Origin of the sequence: Pseudomonas sp. LAP_36, from assembly GCF_019456785.1 — a bacterium.
GTDB lineage: Bacteria > Pseudomonadota > Gammaproteobacteria > Pseudomonadales > Pseudomonadaceae > Aquipseudomonas > Aquipseudomonas tritici.
The window spans coordinates 271,196-286,954 of the sequence record NZ_JAHZMS010000002.1 but is presented as its reverse complement, the minus strand read 5'-3'; the positions used below and the strand labels follow the sequence as shown (position 1 = coordinate 286,954).

General features: G+C 57.4%; 16 protein-coding genes. 8 read left to right on the top strand and 8 right to left on the bottom strand.

Annotation, left to right across the window (positions count from 1 at the left end; genetic code table 11):
* Position 1: 1 nt before the first annotated feature.
* The 3 genes from JBO08_RS06855 to JBO08_RS06845 all read right to left on the bottom strand — a co-directional run bounded on the left by JBO08_RS06855 (position 2) and on the right by JBO08_RS06845 (position 1,798).
* The gene (locus JBO08_RS06855) at positions 2-562 is read right to left on the bottom strand and encodes a fimbrial protein (protein ID WP_065880547.1); all 561 of its coding nucleotides are present in this window, start codon (positions 560-562) and stop codon (positions 2-4) included.
* A gap of 49 nt (positions 563-611) precedes the next feature.
* A complete protein-coding gene (locus JBO08_RS06850; protein ID WP_225930629.1) occupies positions 612-1,133 on the bottom strand; it encodes a fimbrial protein in 522 nt (173 codons plus the stop codon).
* A gap of 479 nt (positions 1,134-1,612) precedes the next feature.
* Complete coding sequence (locus tag JBO08_RS06845) at positions 1,613-1,798, bottom strand: hypothetical protein (RefSeq protein ID WP_049713265.1); 186 nt, start codon at positions 1,796-1,798, stop codon at positions 1,613-1,615.
* A gap of 307 nt (positions 1,799-2,105) precedes the next feature.
* On the opposite strand from JBO08_RS06845, the gene galU reads away from it, so the two are divergent.
* Positions 2,106-2,945: a UTP--glucose-1-phosphate uridylyltransferase GalU gene (gene galU / locus JBO08_RS06840; RefSeq protein WP_046068218.1), complete on the top strand. Its 840-nt coding sequence runs from the start codon at positions 2,106-2,108 to the stop codon at positions 2,943-2,945.
* Positions 2,946-3,050: 105 nt separating this feature from the next.
* Complete coding sequence (gene gorA / locus JBO08_RS06835) at positions 3,051-4,409, top strand: glutathione-disulfide reductase (protein ID WP_065945286.1); 1,359 nt, start codon at positions 3,051-3,053, stop codon at positions 4,407-4,409.
* Here gorA and JBO08_RS06830 read toward each other — a convergent pair whose 3' ends face one another.
* Positions 4,410-5,417, bottom strand: coding sequence for a DNA-binding protein (locus tag JBO08_RS06830; protein ID WP_065873044.1), 1,008 nt, complete (start codon positions 5,415-5,417; stop codon positions 4,410-4,412).
* Positions 5,418-5,587: 170 nt separating this feature from the next.
* Between JBO08_RS06830 and JBO08_RS06825 the strand changes: the two genes are divergently transcribed.
* The 3 genes from JBO08_RS06825 to ahpF all read left to right on the top strand — a co-directional run bounded on the left by JBO08_RS06825 (position 5,588) and on the right by ahpF (position 8,918).
* Positions 5,588-6,520 carry a site-specific integrase gene (locus JBO08_RS06825; protein WP_065873045.1) on the top strand — a complete coding sequence of 311 codons (933 nt, stop codon included), beginning with the start codon at positions 5,588-5,590 and terminating at the stop codon, positions 6,518-6,520.
* Positions 6,521-6,665: 145 nt separating this feature from the next.
* Complete coding sequence (gene ahpC / locus JBO08_RS06820) at positions 6,666-7,229, top strand: alkyl hydroperoxide reductase subunit C (RefSeq protein ID WP_003173835.1); 564 nt, start codon at positions 6,666-6,668, stop codon at positions 7,227-7,229.
* Between the two features lie 123 nt (positions 7,230-7,352).
* Entirely contained in the window at positions 7,353-8,918 is a 1,566-nt protein-coding gene (ahpF, locus tag JBO08_RS06815; RefSeq protein ID WP_065873046.1) for an alkyl hydroperoxide reductase subunit F, read from the top strand.
* 50 nt (positions 8,919-8,968) lie between these two features.
* On the opposite strand, the gene gloA is transcribed toward ahpF, so the two are convergent.
* Positions 8,969-9,490 (bottom strand): lactoylglutathione lyase, encoded by a 522-nt coding sequence (gene gloA / locus JBO08_RS06810; protein ID WP_065873047.1) that lies wholly within the window; start codon positions 9,488-9,490, stop codon positions 8,969-8,971.
* 195 nt (positions 9,491-9,685) lie between these two features.
* Between gloA and JBO08_RS06805 the strand changes: the two genes are divergently transcribed.
* Positions 9,686-10,222, top strand: a complete 537-nt coding sequence (locus tag JBO08_RS06805) for a DUF4946 domain-containing protein (RefSeq protein ID WP_065873243.1) — start codon at positions 9,686-9,688, stop codon at positions 10,220-10,222.
* 112 nt (positions 10,223-10,334) lie between these two features.
* Here JBO08_RS06805 and JBO08_RS06800 read toward each other — a convergent pair whose 3' ends face one another.
* The 3 genes from JBO08_RS06800 to JBO08_RS06790 form a co-directional block, all read right to left on the bottom strand.
* On the bottom strand, positions 10,335-10,700 hold the full coding sequence (locus JBO08_RS06800) for a histone-like nucleoid-structuring protein, MvaT/MvaU family (protein WP_065873048.1): 366 nt from the start codon (positions 10,698-10,700) through the stop codon (positions 10,335-10,337).
* Between the two features lie 198 nt (positions 10,701-10,898).
* Positions 10,899-12,440 carry an EAL domain-containing protein gene (locus JBO08_RS06795; RefSeq protein WP_065880543.1) on the bottom strand — a complete coding sequence of 514 codons (1,542 nt, stop codon included), beginning with the start codon at positions 12,438-12,440 and terminating at the stop codon, positions 10,899-10,901.
* Positions 12,441-12,538: 98 nt separating this feature from the next.
* Positions 12,539-13,408 (bottom strand): LysR family transcriptional regulator, encoded by an 870-nt coding sequence (locus JBO08_RS06790; protein ID WP_220074279.1) that lies wholly within the window; start codon positions 13,406-13,408, stop codon positions 12,539-12,541.
* 107 nt (positions 13,409-13,515) lie between these two features.
* Here JBO08_RS06790 and JBO08_RS06785 point away from each other — a divergent pair, with 107 nt between their 5' ends.
* Positions 13,516-14,409, top strand: coding sequence for a DMT family transporter (locus tag JBO08_RS06785; protein WP_065880541.1), 894 nt, complete (start codon positions 13,516-13,518; stop codon positions 14,407-14,409).
* Between the two features lie 245 nt (positions 14,410-14,654).
* Positions 14,655-15,731 carry a 4-hydroxyphenylpyruvate dioxygenase gene (hppD, locus tag JBO08_RS06780; RefSeq protein WP_065873052.1) on the top strand — a complete coding sequence of 359 codons (1,077 nt, stop codon included), beginning with the start codon at positions 14,655-14,657 and terminating at the stop codon, positions 15,729-15,731.
* The last annotated feature ends 28 nt before the right edge of the window (positions 15,732-15,759 follow it).

The following is a 15,759-nucleotide window of genomic DNA, read 5'->3' as shown; positions in this document are numbered from 1 at the left end:
TTCAAAAGTATTCCAACTCAAACCGCACAGCGGCAAGATGAGCGCCCGGCACCAAAGGCAGACCGTTGCCGACTAGACGAAGCGTGTAGTCGAGTGTCATGTCGCCTTCCTTTAATGGGTGTAAGCCCATTGGCACACCCGGGACACTTTCCTGACCTGCTGAATCCCAGATATGAAACGCGACGCCTTGCGAATCACCGAAAGCCGTGAAAGAGCGACCTTCTCTATCGCGAGCGCCGTCAAACGTGACGCGCAGGTGCTGCCAGTCGGGCAGGGTTTCACCGGGGCGCGACGGGTCAGGGCGAGTTAATGAGCAATTGACCAGGCGCAACTGGAAGGGGTGAGGTGCGCCTACGGTATTGCGCAACAGGCGACCGATGGGTTCGGGAGGCATCTCGATGGATTGATCGGCGCTGGCCAATTCCAGCCCGCACGCAGAGTCAATGACCTCTCCATTTAACGTGACGATGCCATCGCCTTGGGTGGGTACCTGCCCGGCAACGCCTGGACTGATGAACATCGTCAGAGAAGAGGCGAGTGCGACGCTTATGAATGTTTTCACCGTTATCTCCCATCAGATTCCCCCGCCACTGAGGTGGCGGGGGAAGCGCTTACTGATAAGCCAGGGTGAAATTGGTGACGGCGCTGAAATCACCTGGGACGATGTCACCCGTGGCGCCACCTTTTACATAAGCGCCGAACTCCAGCGTGTTGTCCCCGGCCACAATCCCTTGAGGCGTGGTGGGAACACCCAGTTCAACGGGGGTGTTGCCGTGGGTCATCATGATGCCGATGTTGCCGGCGCCGCCGACGGTGCCGATTCCGCCTGGAACGGCAGAAGACGGCGCGGCGGTGAAGGTCGTGGTGACGGTGTTGTCCGTAAGACCCGTCAGGTCACAGCCTTCCAGTTTAATCAGCACGCTTCGAGGGTTGGAGGAACCGCCCGCTTGCAGTTGATGCTTGGCAATCGCCCCTAGGGGAATGGTCTGGTCGACTGATTCAGGTTTGATGGAGCAGGCACCCGAGTGGACTGATCCAGTAAACGTAATTGTTCCATCTGCCGCCTGGGCACCGGACATCGAGCCGACCAACAGCCCAATAGACAACAGCGCAGTTTTCATTTCATTTTTCATCAGCAAAGACCCATCTATAAGTAACCGTCACAAAGAAACCCTGCAGGCAGGCGTGGACCCACCGTCGCGTCTTAATCTAAAACGTGCGGGGCACTCAGTTCGGCGCTGATCGCATTGCAGATAAAGTATCGGATCTTCCAATTACTTGTATTGCAAATGGCGGCTACGCTCGAACTTGGGCCATTGTCAGGCTTGCGTTAAAAGAATTAAATCGCCTAATTCGCTTAGTTGCGTAGCCTTATCATATGACCGCTTGTAAGAGGGGTATGGCATTTTGCCAAAAATCAATAATTGCCTGTAAGACATTAACTACAAACAGTTTTGGATGGGTTTTTAGTTGTTATCAGGGCTGTAAGAATAGGATTACAGGATCATTGGTGCAACACTGTCCAGTGTCGCTTTGTTACTGCGCAACAACCCTTATAGGTGCCCACAAAAAAGCCCCGTACAACGGGGCTTCATGCGCAGCGCAGCGGAACTTACTTGCCTTTCGGCCGTTTGCTCGACGCGTGACCCGCTTCATCCACAAATACTTCGGCTACCGCAATCGCTTGGCTTTCGGTGGCGAAGGCCCCGGCGACACTGTCGCCGTGGAAATTGATCAGGTGCCAACCGTCCGCTCGCTGCGTGATCAGGTAGCCGTTTACGCCTTTGGGTTCTGACATCTATCAATCTCGTCGTGTGGTTCAATGGCGTAATGATAGCGCCAAATGTTGCAGGGCCGGGCAAGTTATTCTAGGTCAGTGTCCTGATCGCAAAAGCATGCTAAAAAGGATGCAGCCCATAGAAACACTGAGGTGCAGGCGTTTTTTGCCGTGTCGGTGGAGACCCTCTTCACAAGACCAGCGGAACTTACGCTGACATTTTTTCTCTATGATGACATCGCAACGCCAGCAGGACCCATTGTAAGGTGCCTGCGGCCTCATTAGACTGCGCCGAATTCCGTACGCACAGCCCTTTGTAAGGACCCATATGATCAAGAAATGCTTGTTCCCAGCAGCCGGTTACGGCACTCGCTTCTTGCCAGCGACCAAGGCCATGCCCAAAGAGATGCTGCCGGTGGTGAACAAGCCACTGATTCAGTACGGCGTCGAAGAGGCACTGGATGCCGGTCTGAACGAAATCTCCATTGTGACCGGCCGTGGTAAGCGCGCGCTGGAAGATCACTTCGACATCAGCTACGAGCTGGAAAACCAGATCAAAGGCACCGACAAAGAGAAATACCTGGTCGGCATCCGCAAGCTGCTGGACGAGTGCTCGTTCTCCTACACCCGTCAGACTCAGATGAAAGGCCTCGGCCACGCTATCCTGACCGGTCGCCCGCTGATCGGTGACGAACCGTTCGCTGTGGTACTGGCGGATGACCTGTGTGTGAACCTCGACGGCGACGGCGTGCTGACCCAAATGGTCAAGCTGTACCAGAAATACCGTTGCACCATTGTTGCGGTCATGGAAGTCGATCCATCGCAAACCAATAAATACGGCGTGATTGCCGGTGACGACATTGGCGACGGCCTGATCCGCGTTCGTGACATGGTCGAGAAGCCAGCCCCTGAAGATGCGCCGTCGAACCTGGCGATCATCGGTCGTTACATCCTGACGCCGGACATCTTCAAACTGATCGAAGAAACGGAGCCAGGTAAAGGCGGCGAGATCCAGATCACTGACGCCCTGATGAAGCAAGCCAAAGATGGTTGCGTGATCGCCTACAAATTCAAAGGCCAGCGTTTTGACTGCGGCGGCGCTGAAGGCTACATCGAAGCGACCAACTTCTGCTTTGAGCACTTCTACAAGACCGGCAAGGCTTACTGATCCACGTTAGCCCGTCTGTTGTAAGAGAAAGCCACCTTCGGGTGGCTTTTTCGTTTTTCAGCCCCATCTAAGTCGGTATGCTGATGTCCTGCCGAGGAGAGTGAAATGGCCTACGATTTTGACCTGTATGTAATTGGCGCCGGTTCCGGCGGTGTTCGCGCAGCGCGTTTTGCCGCTGGCTTTGGTGCCAAGGTGGCCGTGGCGGAAAGCCGCTACCTGGGTGGTACTTGCGTCAACGTCGGCTGCGTGCCGAAAAAACTGTTGGTGTACGGCGCACATTTTTCCGAAGATTTCGAGCAGGCCAGCGGGTTTGGCTGGTCTCTGGGGGAAGCGAACTTTGATTGGGCGACCCTGATCGCCAATAAAGACCGTGAAATCAACCGCCTGAACGGCATCTACCGCAACCTGCTGGTCAACAGCGGCGTGACCCTGCATGAGGGGCATGCGCGCCTGGTTGATCCGCATCAGGTGGAAATCAACGGTGAGCGCTTTACCGCCAAACATATTTTGATTGCCACTGGTGGCTGGCCGCAGATTCCTGAAATTCCAGGGCGTGAACACGCGATTGGCTCCAATGAGGCGTTCTTCCTCAAGGCGTTGCCCAAGCGCGTGCTGGTGGTTGGCGGCGGTTACATTGCGGTTGAATTCGCCGGGATTTTCCATGGCCTGGGCGCTCAGACCTCATTGCTGTACCGCGGTGACCTGTTCCTGCGCGGCTTCGACGGTTCGGTGCGCACGCACCTGAAGGAAGAGTTGACCAAGCGCGGCCTGGACCTGCAATTCAATGCCGACATCGAGCGCATCGACAAACAAGCCGATGGCAGCCTCAAAGCCACGCTGAAAGACGGTCGCGTGCTGGAGGCTGACTGCGTGTTCTACGCCACGGGTCGCCGTCCAATGCTGGACAATCTGGGGCTGGAAAACACAGGGGTCAAACTCGACAAGCGCGGTTTCGTTGAAGTGGATGACCTGTACCAGACCGCCGAATCGTCGATCCTGGCCATCGGCGACGTGATCGGGCGCGTGCAGCTGACACCGGTTGCCCTGGCCGAAGGCATGGCCGTGGCGCGCCGTCTGTTCAAGCCTGAGCAATATCGCCCGGTTGATTACGCGATGATCCCGACCGCGGTATTCAGCCTGCCAAACATCGGCACGGTTGGCCTGAGCGAAGAAGAAGCGAAAGAGAAGGGCCATAAGGTGCAGGTCTTCGAAAGCCGTTTCCGGCCGATGAAGTTGACCCTGACCGAATGTCAGGAAAAGACCCTGATGAAGTTAGTGGTCGACGCCGACACCGACAAGGTGCTGGGTTGTCACATGGTCGGCCCGGATGCCGGTGAGATCGTCCAGGGCCTGGCGATTGCGCTCAAGGCGGGAGCGACCAAGCAACATTTCGATGAGACCATCGGCGTGCATCCCACGGCGGCGGAAGAGTTCGTCACCATGCGCACGCCTGTGGCGAACTGATCAAGCCTCGGGTGTTGCCTCTGGCGCCGTTGCAATGGCGGCGGCCAGGCGCAATGCCTCGATGCTCGCCTGGGCCTTGATCAGGTCCAGTTCCAAGGTTTTGTTGGTGTGCTGGTGTTCGGTCAACGCTTCCTGGCGTGATTGGCTCTCCAGCACGGCAACCCGCAGACGCTCCTGAAGCAGGGTGCGTTCGCTTTCAATCAGGCTTACCTGCTCGCTCAGATGGAGCTGCTGAGCCTGGTCTTTGCGCGATTGTTCTTGCAGCGCAGCCAGCTCCTTCGCGGTCACGCGATGTTCGATCAACAGTCGCTCATTGTCGCGATGCAGTTGGGTGATCTCATCCTGGCGCACCATCGCGCTCTGCTGGGCCTGGCGCAATTCGGCCTGTACCTGTTGCAGCTGCCCTTCGTGGCGGCGCTGTTCCTGTTCGCGCTGTTCCTTGATCGCATTGCGGTAATGCTCCAGGGCATCGCGGGCGTGCAGGTGCTTTTCTTCCAGCGAACGAATCTGTTCGTCCTTGTCGTTGATCCGTAGCTCGTAATCGCTGCACGCCTGGCTCAGCCCGGCGTTACGGGTTTGCTCGGTCTGCAGGCTGGTGCTGGCCGTTTGCAGCGCTGCGCTTTCTTCTGCCAGGGCCGCGGATTGGATATCGAATTGTTGCTTGAGTTGGCTGTGAGCCTCCTCAAGGTCTTCGATCTGGGCGAGCAGGGCGGCTTTCTGCTGCTCGAATTGCGCCAGGGCCAGATCGATTGGCTCCTGGGCTTTCTCCTTCAGGCGTTGAGCCAGCCGCGCCACCAGCTCGCCAAGCTCGTCGTCGATCGGCGCTTCGGTGATGGTGAGGCGGGTTTCGCTCTCGTCCAGCTCCTTTAAATACCGATGAATCGTGGTTTTAGAGCCCGTGTTGCCCATTTCGATACGTACGGCGTCGATGCTGGGGTTTTCGCCGCGGGCGATGATCGCCAGGCGTGCCGTTTGAACTACTGCTTTATTGATGCCGCCGCGAGCCATGGGGTCTCCGTCGATTTAGTACCGTGGTACGTAGTATGTATTTACATACTGTATCATGCATTAAAACTTGTTGAAAATCATGAATTAACAGATGGGATATTGGCGTATTATCCCGTGTCATCAGCGTTTTATCCGCGAAAACACCTGCCAGCAGTACGAATAGGCCTTCTATGAGCGATCTCGATCGTTATCTCAACGCCGCCACCCGCGACAACACGCGACGCAGTTATCGCGCCGCTATCGAGCACTTTGAAGTGAGTTGGGGCGGGTTCCTGCCTGCGACCAGCGACAGCGTTGCGCGCTACCTGGTCGCTCACGCAGGCGTGTTGGCCGTCAACACCTTGAAGCTGCGCCTGTCGGCGTTGGCGCAATGGCATACGAGCCAGGGGTTTCCTGACCCGACCAAAGCGCCAGTGGTGCGCAAGGTGCTCAAGGGCATTCGTGCCGTGCACCCAGCGCAGGAGAAGCAAGCCGAGCCGTTGCAGCTCAAGCATTTGGAACAGGTGGTTGCTTCGCTTGAGGTCGACGCGAAAGAGGCAGCGCAGGCACAGGATCAGCCCCGGTTGCTGCGTGCCAAGCGTGACACTGCGTTGATTCTGTTGGGTTTCTGGCGTGGCTTTCGCAGCGATGAGCTGTGTCGCCTCGATATTGAGCATGTGCAGGCCACACCGGGTACCGGCATTAGCCTTTATCTACCGCGCAGCAAAAGCGACCGCGACAACCTCGGCAAGACTTATCACACCCCGGCGCTGCTGCGTTTGTGCCCGGTGCAAGCCTACAGTGAATGGCTCAGTGCCTCGGCCCTGGTGCGTGGCTCGGTGTTTCGCGGCATTGATCGCTGGGGCAACCTCGGGGCGGAGGGGTTGCACCCCAACAGCGTGATTCCATTGTTGCGCCAGGCGCTGGAACGCGCCGGCATCCCCGCCGAGCAATACACCAGCCACTCATTGCGCCGAGGCTTTGCCACGTGGGCGCATCGCAGTGGCTGGGATTTGAAGTCGTTGATGAGTTACGTCGGCTGGAGCGACATGAAATCTGCCATGCGCTATGTTGAAGCGACGCCCTTTCTAGGCATGACTTTGGCGACGCAACCGCTGCTTTGAGATTTCTTCTATTAATACAGTCACCTGATAGGGAAAACCAATCGTCAGCATGAGGTTTGCCAATGAGCCATCGTCAGAGAGAGTCGGTAGGATTCACTTCATCAACTTACTAAGCCCTTCTACAAACCCTGACGGAGAGTCAACGATGCCTATCATCAACAGCCAAGTAAAACCGTTCAAAGCGACCGCCTACAAAAACGGCAACTTCGTCGATGTGACCGACGCTGACCTGAAAGGCAAATGGTCCGTTGTGTTCTTCTACCCAGCCGACTTCACCTTCGTTTGCCCAACCGAACTGGAAGACCTGGCTGACAACTACGCCGAATTCCAGAAGCTGGGCGTCGAGATCTACAGCGTTTCCACCGACACCCACTTTGCCCACGCTGCCTGGCACAACACTTCGCCAGCCATCGGCAAAATCCAGTACACCATGATCGGCGACCCAACCCTGACCATCTCCCGCAACTTCGACGTACTGATCGAAGAAGCTGGCCTGGCAGACCGCGGTACGTTCGTGATCAACCCAGAAGGTCAGATCAAGATCGTTGAGCTGAACGACGGTGGTGTTGGCCGTGACGCTTCCGAGCTGCTGCGCAAAATCAAAGCCGCCCAGTACGTCGCTGCCCACCCAGGCGAAGTGTGCCCAGCCAAGTGGAAAGAAGGCGAGGCCACTTTGGCTCCGTCCCTGGACCTGGTCGGCAAGATCTAAGTCTGTGAAGCCTCAAGGGCGGTATTCCGCACCTACCCAGTAAGCTGCAACCGCCCTCAAAAACGCCCGGGCGAGATTCGCTCGGGCGTTTTTTTATACCCAGAATTCAAGGAAATCGCCCGTATGTTGGACGCCAATCTTAAAGCTCAATTGAAGTCATACCTGGAGCGGGTCACCCAGCCGATCGAGATCGTTGCCTCTCTCGACGACGGTGCGAAATCCCAGGAAATGCTTGCCCTTCTTCAGGACGTCGTCAGCCTCACTACGCTGATTACCCTGAAAACCGATGGCGATGATGCGCGTAAGCCTTCGTTCTCCATCAACCGCCCGGGTGCCGAGATCAGCCTGCGTTTCGCCGGTATCCCCATGGGCCATGAATTCACTTCGTTGGTGTTGGCCCTGCTGCAAGTCGGTGGCCACCCGTCGAAGGCCAGTGTCGAAGTGATTGAACAGATTCGCGCCCTTAAAGGCGAGTTCAGCTTCGAGACGTACTTCTCGCTGTCGTGCCAGAACTGCCCGGACGTGGTCCAGGCGCTGAACCTGATGGCTGTGCTTAACCCGAACATCCGCCACGTCGCTATCGACGGCGCGTTGTTCCAGGCTGAAGTCGACGAGCGCCAGGTCATGGCAGTGCCGAGCGTGTACCTCAATGGTGTGAACTTCGGCCAGGGCCGCATGGGCCTGGAAGAGATCCTCGCCAAGCTCGACACCAGCGGTATCGAAAAGGCCGCCGAGAAAATCAGCGCCAAAGACGCCTTTGACGTCCTTGTCGTCGGCGGTGGCCCGGCCGGTTCTGCGGCTGCGATCTACGCCGCACGTAAAGGCATTCGTACCGGCGTGGCGGCTGAGCGTTTTGGTGGGCAGGTGCTGGACACCATGTCCATCGAGAACTTTATCTCGGTACAGGAAACCGAAGGCCCGAAACTGGCCAGCGCCCTGGAAGCCCACGTGCGTCAGTACGACGTGGACATCATGAACCTGCAGCGTGCCAGCAGCCTGATCCCTGCGAAAAACGCCGGTGAGTTGCACGAGATTCGCTTCGAAAGCGGTGCGACGCTCAAGTCCAAAACCGTGATCCTGGCCACCGGTGCTCGCTGGCGGGAAATGGGTGTGCCGGGCGAGCAGGAATACAAGGCTAAAGGCGTGTGTTTCTGCCCACACTGCGATGGCCCGTTGTTCAAGGGCAAGCGTGTGGCAGTGATCGGCGGCGGTAACTCCGGCGTTGAAGCGGCCATCGACTTGGCCGGGATCGTCAGCCACGTCACCTTGCTTGAGTTCGACAGCAAGTTGCGCGCCGATGCTGTGTTGCAGCGCAAGCTTTACAGCCTGCCGAACGTTGACGTGATCACCAGTGCACTGACCAGTGAAGTGAAAGGCGATGGCCAGAAAGTCACCGGCTTGGCGTACAAGGATCGCGACAGCGGCGAGTTCAAGACTATCGACCTCGAAGGTATCTTCGTGCAGATCGGTTTGCTGCCCAACACCGATTGGCTCAAAGGCACTGTCGAGCTGACCCCTCGCGGCGAGATCATCGTCGATGCGCGTGGCGAGACTTCATTGCCAGGTGTGTTTGCTGCCGGCGACGTCACGACTGTGCCCTACAAGCAGATTGTGATCGCAGTGGGCGAGGGCGCCAAAGCTTCACTGAGTGCTTTCGATCACTTGATCCGTACTTCCGCGCCGGCGTAAATCCCGGGCCGAAAATGAAAAACCCATGAGCGATCATGGGTTTTTTTTGTTTACATCGGCGCTGGCTGAATGATCTCAACCCAGTACGCATCCGGGTCCTTGATGAATGCCAGGCTTTTCATGCGGCCATCGCTCAGGCGCTTCTGGAAGTCACAGCCCAGGGCTTCGAAACGCTCACAGGCCGCGACGATATCCGGTACCGAGATGCAGATGTGGCCAAAGCCACGCGGGTCGGTGTTGCCGTTGTGGTAGGCGAAGTCGGCGTCGTTTTCGGTGCCGTGGTTGTGAGTCAGCTCCAGGATACCTGGGATCGACTTCATCCACTGGGTACGTTCGGCAGCGTCGGCCGGGATCTGGGATTTGTCCACCAGGGCCAGGAAGTACAGGCTGAATTCGGCTTCCGGGAAGTCGCGTTTCTCAACCAGCGAAAAGCCCAGGACGCGCGTGTAGAAGTCCAGCGACTGGGTGATGTCCTTGACCCGCAGCATGGTGTGGTTGAACACGAAGTTCGTGGTGGCGGTGTCAGGTTGGGCAGTGACGCCCGGGAAAGTGTTCAGTTCGTGCAGGCTCATGGGCCCTCCAGAAAAAATGGGGCAAACGCGGCTCTAAGATGTGAGCAGGTCCTTGGCTTGCGGCTGGCATCCTTGCAGCCAGGGCATGATACGCAAGGCCTGCGCCGCGCGCCAAATGAAAAAGGCCACACAGGCCTTGCGACCAGTGGGGCAGGGCCTCAAACTTTGGCGCTTGAACCTTGGGTGTTTTTCGCAATGATCGAACTTCGTAAACCGTTGTTGAGCGCTGTGTGTTTGCTGTTGGGCAGTCCTTTCGTATTGGCGGCCGACCCTGAGATTCATTGGCCCAGCGGCTGGCAAATCGAAGAGGTGACGCCCGATGGCGACGCGCCCGGTAAACCTCAGCCTGTCTCTCGGCAACGGGCGATCAAGAACGATGAAAACGGCGCGACCTTGATGGTCATGGAGTTGACCGGCACGCCGATTGAGGCGGGGCACAAGGTTAATCTTCAAGGTGTACTGCTGGAGATGCGCAAGTCGATTCAGAAAGATTTTGCCCAGGGCGGTTATCAAAGTGTGTGCAGCAAGATGCGCCCTACAACATTGAGCCGTCTTGATGCGCTGGAAACTACCTGTGTGATAACCGAAAACGGGCGTCACGTGCTTTCGCAAACATTGGTCGGGGCGGTTGATGCCGATAAGGCGTATGTTTTTTCATACGCGGGGCAGGCGAATGCATACGAGGCAAGCAAGGACGAAGTCAGTTCGGTGCGCGATAGCCTGAAACTTTAAGTATGTAATGCCCATCGATTATGAACATGATGAAACGTTATTTAAGTTCGATTTCGAACCGTTGAAATAAAAAAGCCCCGCATAAGCGGGGCTCTTTGTTAGTGCGGTGTGATCAGCCGCGCAGCCAGGAATCTACAGTGGTGGCGCCGTACTGTTCTTTCCAGGCCTTGAGGCCACGGTGGTTCCCGCCTTTAGTTTCGATCAGCTCACCGGTGTGTGGGTTCTGGTAAACCTTGACCACGCGTGCACGGCGCTGTTTTGGTGCGGTAGCGGCAGCAGCGCTGGACTTGCCAGGGTTTGGATCAAGGATGGAAATGATGTCGCGCAGGCCTTTGCCATAGGTCTTCATCAGGGCTTGAAGCTTTTCTTCGAATTCGATTTCTTTCTTCAGGCCGGCGTCGTTCTTCAGGGATTCCAGCTGGGCAAGCTGCTCTTGAAGGGCCTTTTCTGCTGCGCGAAATTCGGCGAGTCTGGACAAAATCTGTACTCCAATAATGGTGTTGGCTGATATCAACTGCAGACAAAGCTATAAACCAAGCGCTTTAAGGCGACCCAAGAAAGAAGTCGTCCTGCGAATTCTGCACAGGCAGGAAAAATTGTAGTAGTTAATCCGCTGCGAGTAAATCATGTCTTTTGTCTAAATAACATTATTTCAGGGCATAGAGTGTGTGGCTATTCAATGGCTGGCCAGGGATTTAATAAATTCATCGCAGGGCAAAGGCCTTCCGAACAGATAGCCCTGCAGGAAATCCACACCTTGACTGGCTAGATAATCACACTGTTGAGCGGTTTCCACACCCTCTGCAACGATGCCCAGGTCGAGCTTGCCAGACAGTTCTATAATGCTGTCCAGAATATGCCGTGATAGTGCATCGGCGCCGATCATGGCGACAAAACTCTGGTCGATCTTCAAGTAGTCGACATTGAAGTTGCGCAAGTAACCCAGGCTGGAATGACCGGTGCCAAAGTCGTCGATGGCAATCATCACGCCCAGTTCATGCAGCGCGTCGAACAAGCGCCGGGTGATATCGCTGGGCTCGATCAACTCACGTTCGGTCAGTTCCAGCACCAGCGTCACTTGGCCCACGGGGAAGGCGGCGAGAAACTCCCGACAGTCATTCACCAGCGCCAGGTCCTGGCAATGGCGTGCGGTGATATTTACGCCGATATGAAAGCCAGGGCTGAAGCGCGCGGCGTGCGGCGACAGTTGCGCGGCGGTCTGGCGCAACAGGGCGCGGGTCATCGGCACAATCAGGCCCGAATGCTCGGCCAGGGGGATGAACAGGTCAGGACGCACCAGACCTTCCTTCGGGTGTTGCCAGCGCATCAAAACTTCGCAGCCGGCCCACTCGCGCGTATCGCCGCGCACCACTGGCTGGAAATACGGAATGAATTCATTGGCGCCCAGCGCCCGTTGCAGTTCCTGGGTCGGCGCTGAAGAGCGCTTTTGCAGCCAATGCGCCAATACGCCCGCCAGCACGCCAAAGAACACCACCAGGCTGAACAACGCCGCATACCGGGCCTGCATGTACCGCCACACTTCACCTGCCGGCATGCCAGCGGTGACGCTGTAGTGATAGCGATCGGATACCAGCTGATAATGCGCCACCGCAAAAACGGGTATGGCGGTGTTAAGCACCTTGCCATCAGCCCCTAGCCAATTTGGGCCAACTTGCAGGACCAGGTAGGCGTAACGGCTGATCAAGCGCAGCGCGTTGGTCAGGTGATAGCCATCAATCGACGCAAAAGCGGCCTTGTCGCCGTCGACCAACCGGTAAACCAGTAGAGCGGTATCCGGCGTCACCGGGTTGCCATTCATCAACCATAAGCGGCCGTCGACGTAGTCATCCGGGTTGACCGGTGACGCGTAGTTATCGCCAAACAGCGAGCTGCAATAGATATTTTTCTGCCAGGACAAGGTGGTTGCGCGCACAAACGGCCGACGCGTGACCTGTTCGCGCAGGGCCAACTGTGCACTGTTGTCACAAGGTTGCCCCGCCAAAGGCAGCAAGGCCTGGGCGGCGAGTGCGGTGTTATCGAGCATCAAGTCGAATTGGCGCACGGCTTCCTGGGCTGTCTGGGCGGTGCTTTGCTGCAGGGTGCGTTCGGCTTGCCAGTGCAGGATGACCAGCCCGAGTGCAATCGGCAGCAAGGCACTCAAGGATGTGATCAAGTAACGCGTGGCGCGTTTTCGCGGGCCGTTGATGGTCAGGGGCATGAAGTAAACGGCCTGTTGCCTGTGTCAGATTCAATCGATGATAGTTGGCTTGGCCCAAATACGCTCGCCGTACCTAGCCGTTTGGCCAGTAGCCAGCGCTACAGTTCCAGGCCTTGGGCAATGCGGATAAAGGCGAGGGTTGCGGGGGAAGACTGGCGCCGGTCCAGTACCGCCAGGCCCACTTGGCGTGGCACACGCGGTGACAGCGCGCGCTGCACATAACGCGGGTCGCACCCAGCCGGCAAGGAGGCTTGCGCCACCACGCTCACGGCCTCACCCCGGCTGACGGTTTCCAGCGTGCTCAGCAACTGTGAGCAGCGATAGCGCACGTTTGGCGTCAGCCGCGCCTCGTTGAACAGCCGCACCACCAGTTCAGTGGAGCCGGCCTCAGTCAGGGCGAAGGGTTCGTTGCACAAGTCCTTGAGGCTGACCTGTTCGCACGCGGCCAGATGATGGTCTGCGGGCAGCAGCGCAACCATCTGGTCCTCGAACAGGGCGAAGGTGTCGAAGCGTTCCTGTTCCAGCACCACAAAGCCAATATCGATACGACGCTCGTCGAGCCATTGGATAACCTGCCTGTCCGGCCCTTCGTCCACATGCACTTCAATGCCTGGGTAATCCAGGTGGAACTGGCTGAGGATCTTCGGCAGCAGGTGATTCGAGGCCGTCGGGCCAAAGGAACCGATGCGCAGCGTCCCGCGTTTCATGCCCCGCGCATCCGCCGCTTCCTGTTGCAAGGTGTTCGCCAGGCCAAGCATTGCCCGGGCGCGCCCGAGCAATTGCGCGCCAATATCACTGAGTTCCACCTGAGCCTGGTGACGCCTGAACAATGCCACGCCCAGTTCCTGTTCCAGACCCTTGATTGCATGGGACACCGCCGACTGGCTGATACCCAGGCGGTGGGCCGCGCTGGTAAAACCGTGCAGCTCGGCCACTTGGGAGAATATTTCGAGTTGGGTCAGGGTCATGAGTAATCACTCATTTTACGATGACGATGTATTACCAGAAGAATGGGCCAACCCTCAAGTCATTAGAGCCTCAGCCTGTGCATTTGCCCTCGGATCGCATCACGTATATGAAGTTGGCTGCCGTCACCATGATTTGGGGCGGTACCTTCGTGGCCGGTCGCTACCTTAGTGCGGCGATCGACCCTTTGCTCGCGGCCAGCCTGCGGTTTCTACTGGCCAGCCTGGCATTGCTGGCGTTCATGGGGCTGGCGCGCATCCCACTGGCCCGTCCAAGCCCCAGGCAGATGGCACAATTGGTGATGCTGGGTTTTTTCGGCATCTTTTTCTACAACCTGTGTTTCTTCTACGGGTTGCAGTACATCAATGCGTCGCGGGCTTCATTGATCGTGGCGTTGAACCCGGCAGTGATCGGCCTGGCGTCCTGGTGGTTATTCAAGGATCGCCTGAACACCAGCAAAATCCTGGGTATCGCGTTATGCCTGACGGGCGCCGCCCTGGTCATCGTCAGTCGCAACCCCCAGGTGCTGAGCGAAGCAACCAACACTTGGCGTGGGGATTTACTGATCGTCGGGTGCGTAGTGGGATGGAGCGTCTACTCGCTGTTTTCCCGTGGATTGAACCAGCGCCTCGGGCCGCTGCAGACGGTGACTTGGTCGATATTGATGGGCACCGTGATGCTCACCGCAACCACGCTGATCATGGGCCGCTTCTCGGTCGAGGCGATTGGCAGCCTGCATGCCCCGCAAGTACTGAGCCTGGTGTACCTGGGCGTTTTGGGGTCGGCGCTGGCCTATATCGGCTATTACGATGGCATCCGCCAAATCGGCGCGACACGTTCCGGCGTATTTATCGCGCTCAACCCGCTAACCGCCGTGATCTCTGGCGCTTTGCTGTTGGGCGAGCCGTTGACTGCGCCGATGCTGGCCGGTGGCGCGGTGATCCTGCTCGGCATCTACCTGTGCAATAAACCCCTTGCACGTGCCAGGGCATTGGGGATTTGATAAGAGTACGGACAAATACGGTTACGCTGTGTAGAATCGATTTACGCATACAAGAATATGACTTGCGCTCACGCAAGCCTCGGCCGTCAGAGACTGATGACACCATGAAGCTACTCGGCTCCCCCCTCATCTTTGGTGATTTCCTCGCCCGCAGCGTGCGAGGCCTCTCCTGTGCGCCGCCCGTGCCTCTCATCCTTGCTGGCAATTGAAACCGTCACTACACAAGAATGATGAGGCGCCAAATCATGGCAGATCTATACGAAAACCCAATGGGCCTGATGGGCTTTGAATTCATTGAATTCGCGTCGCCGACGCCGGGCACCCTGGAGCCGATCTTCGAGATCATGGGCTTCAGCAAAATCGCGACCCACCGCTCGAAAAACGTGCACCTGTACCGTCAGGGCGAGATCAACCTGATCCTCAACAACGAACCCAACAGCATTGCCTCGTACTTTGCGGCCGAGCACGGCCCGTCGGTGTGCGGCATGGCGTTCCGCGTCAAGGACTCGCAACAGGCCTACAACCGCGCGCTTGAGCTGGGTGCGCAGCCGATTCATATCGAAACCGGCCCGATGGAATTGAACCTGCCGGCGATCAAAGGCATTGGCGGTGCGCCGCTGTACCTCATCGACCGTTTCGGCGAAGGCAGCTCGATCTATGACATCGACTTTGTGTTTCTCGAAGGAGTTGATCGCAACCCGCAAGGCGCCGGTCTCAAGGTTATCGACCACCTGACCCACAACGTCTATCGCGGGCGCATGGCCTACTGGGCCAACTTCTACGAGAAACTGTTCAACTTCCGTGAAGCGCGCTACTTCGATATCAAGGGCGAATACACCGGCCTGACCTCCAAGGCCATGAGCGCGCCGGACGGCATGATCCGCATCCCGCTGAACGAAGAGTCGTCCAAGGGCGCCGGGCAGATCGAAGAGTTCCTGATGCAGTTCAATGGTGAAGGCATCCAGCACGTGGCGTTCCTCTCTGACGATCTGGTCAAGACCTGGGACGCATTGAAGAAGATCGGCATGCGCTTCATGACCGCGCCGCCGGACACTTACTACGAAATGCTCGAAGGCCGCTTGCCAAACCACGGCGAGCCGGTGGATCAACTGCAGGCGCGCGGCATCCTGCTCGATGGTTCTTCGGTTGAGGGCGATAAGCGCCTGCTGCTGCAGATTTTCTCGGAAACCCTGATGGGCCCGGTGTTCTTCGAATTCATCCAGCGCAAGGGCGACGATGGGTTTGGCGAGGGCAACTTCAAGGCGTTGTTTGAGTCGATCGAGCGCGACCAAGTCCGCCGTGGTGTGTTGACCGCCGACTAAGCGTAAAAAAGCCCGGCCGAGGATAACC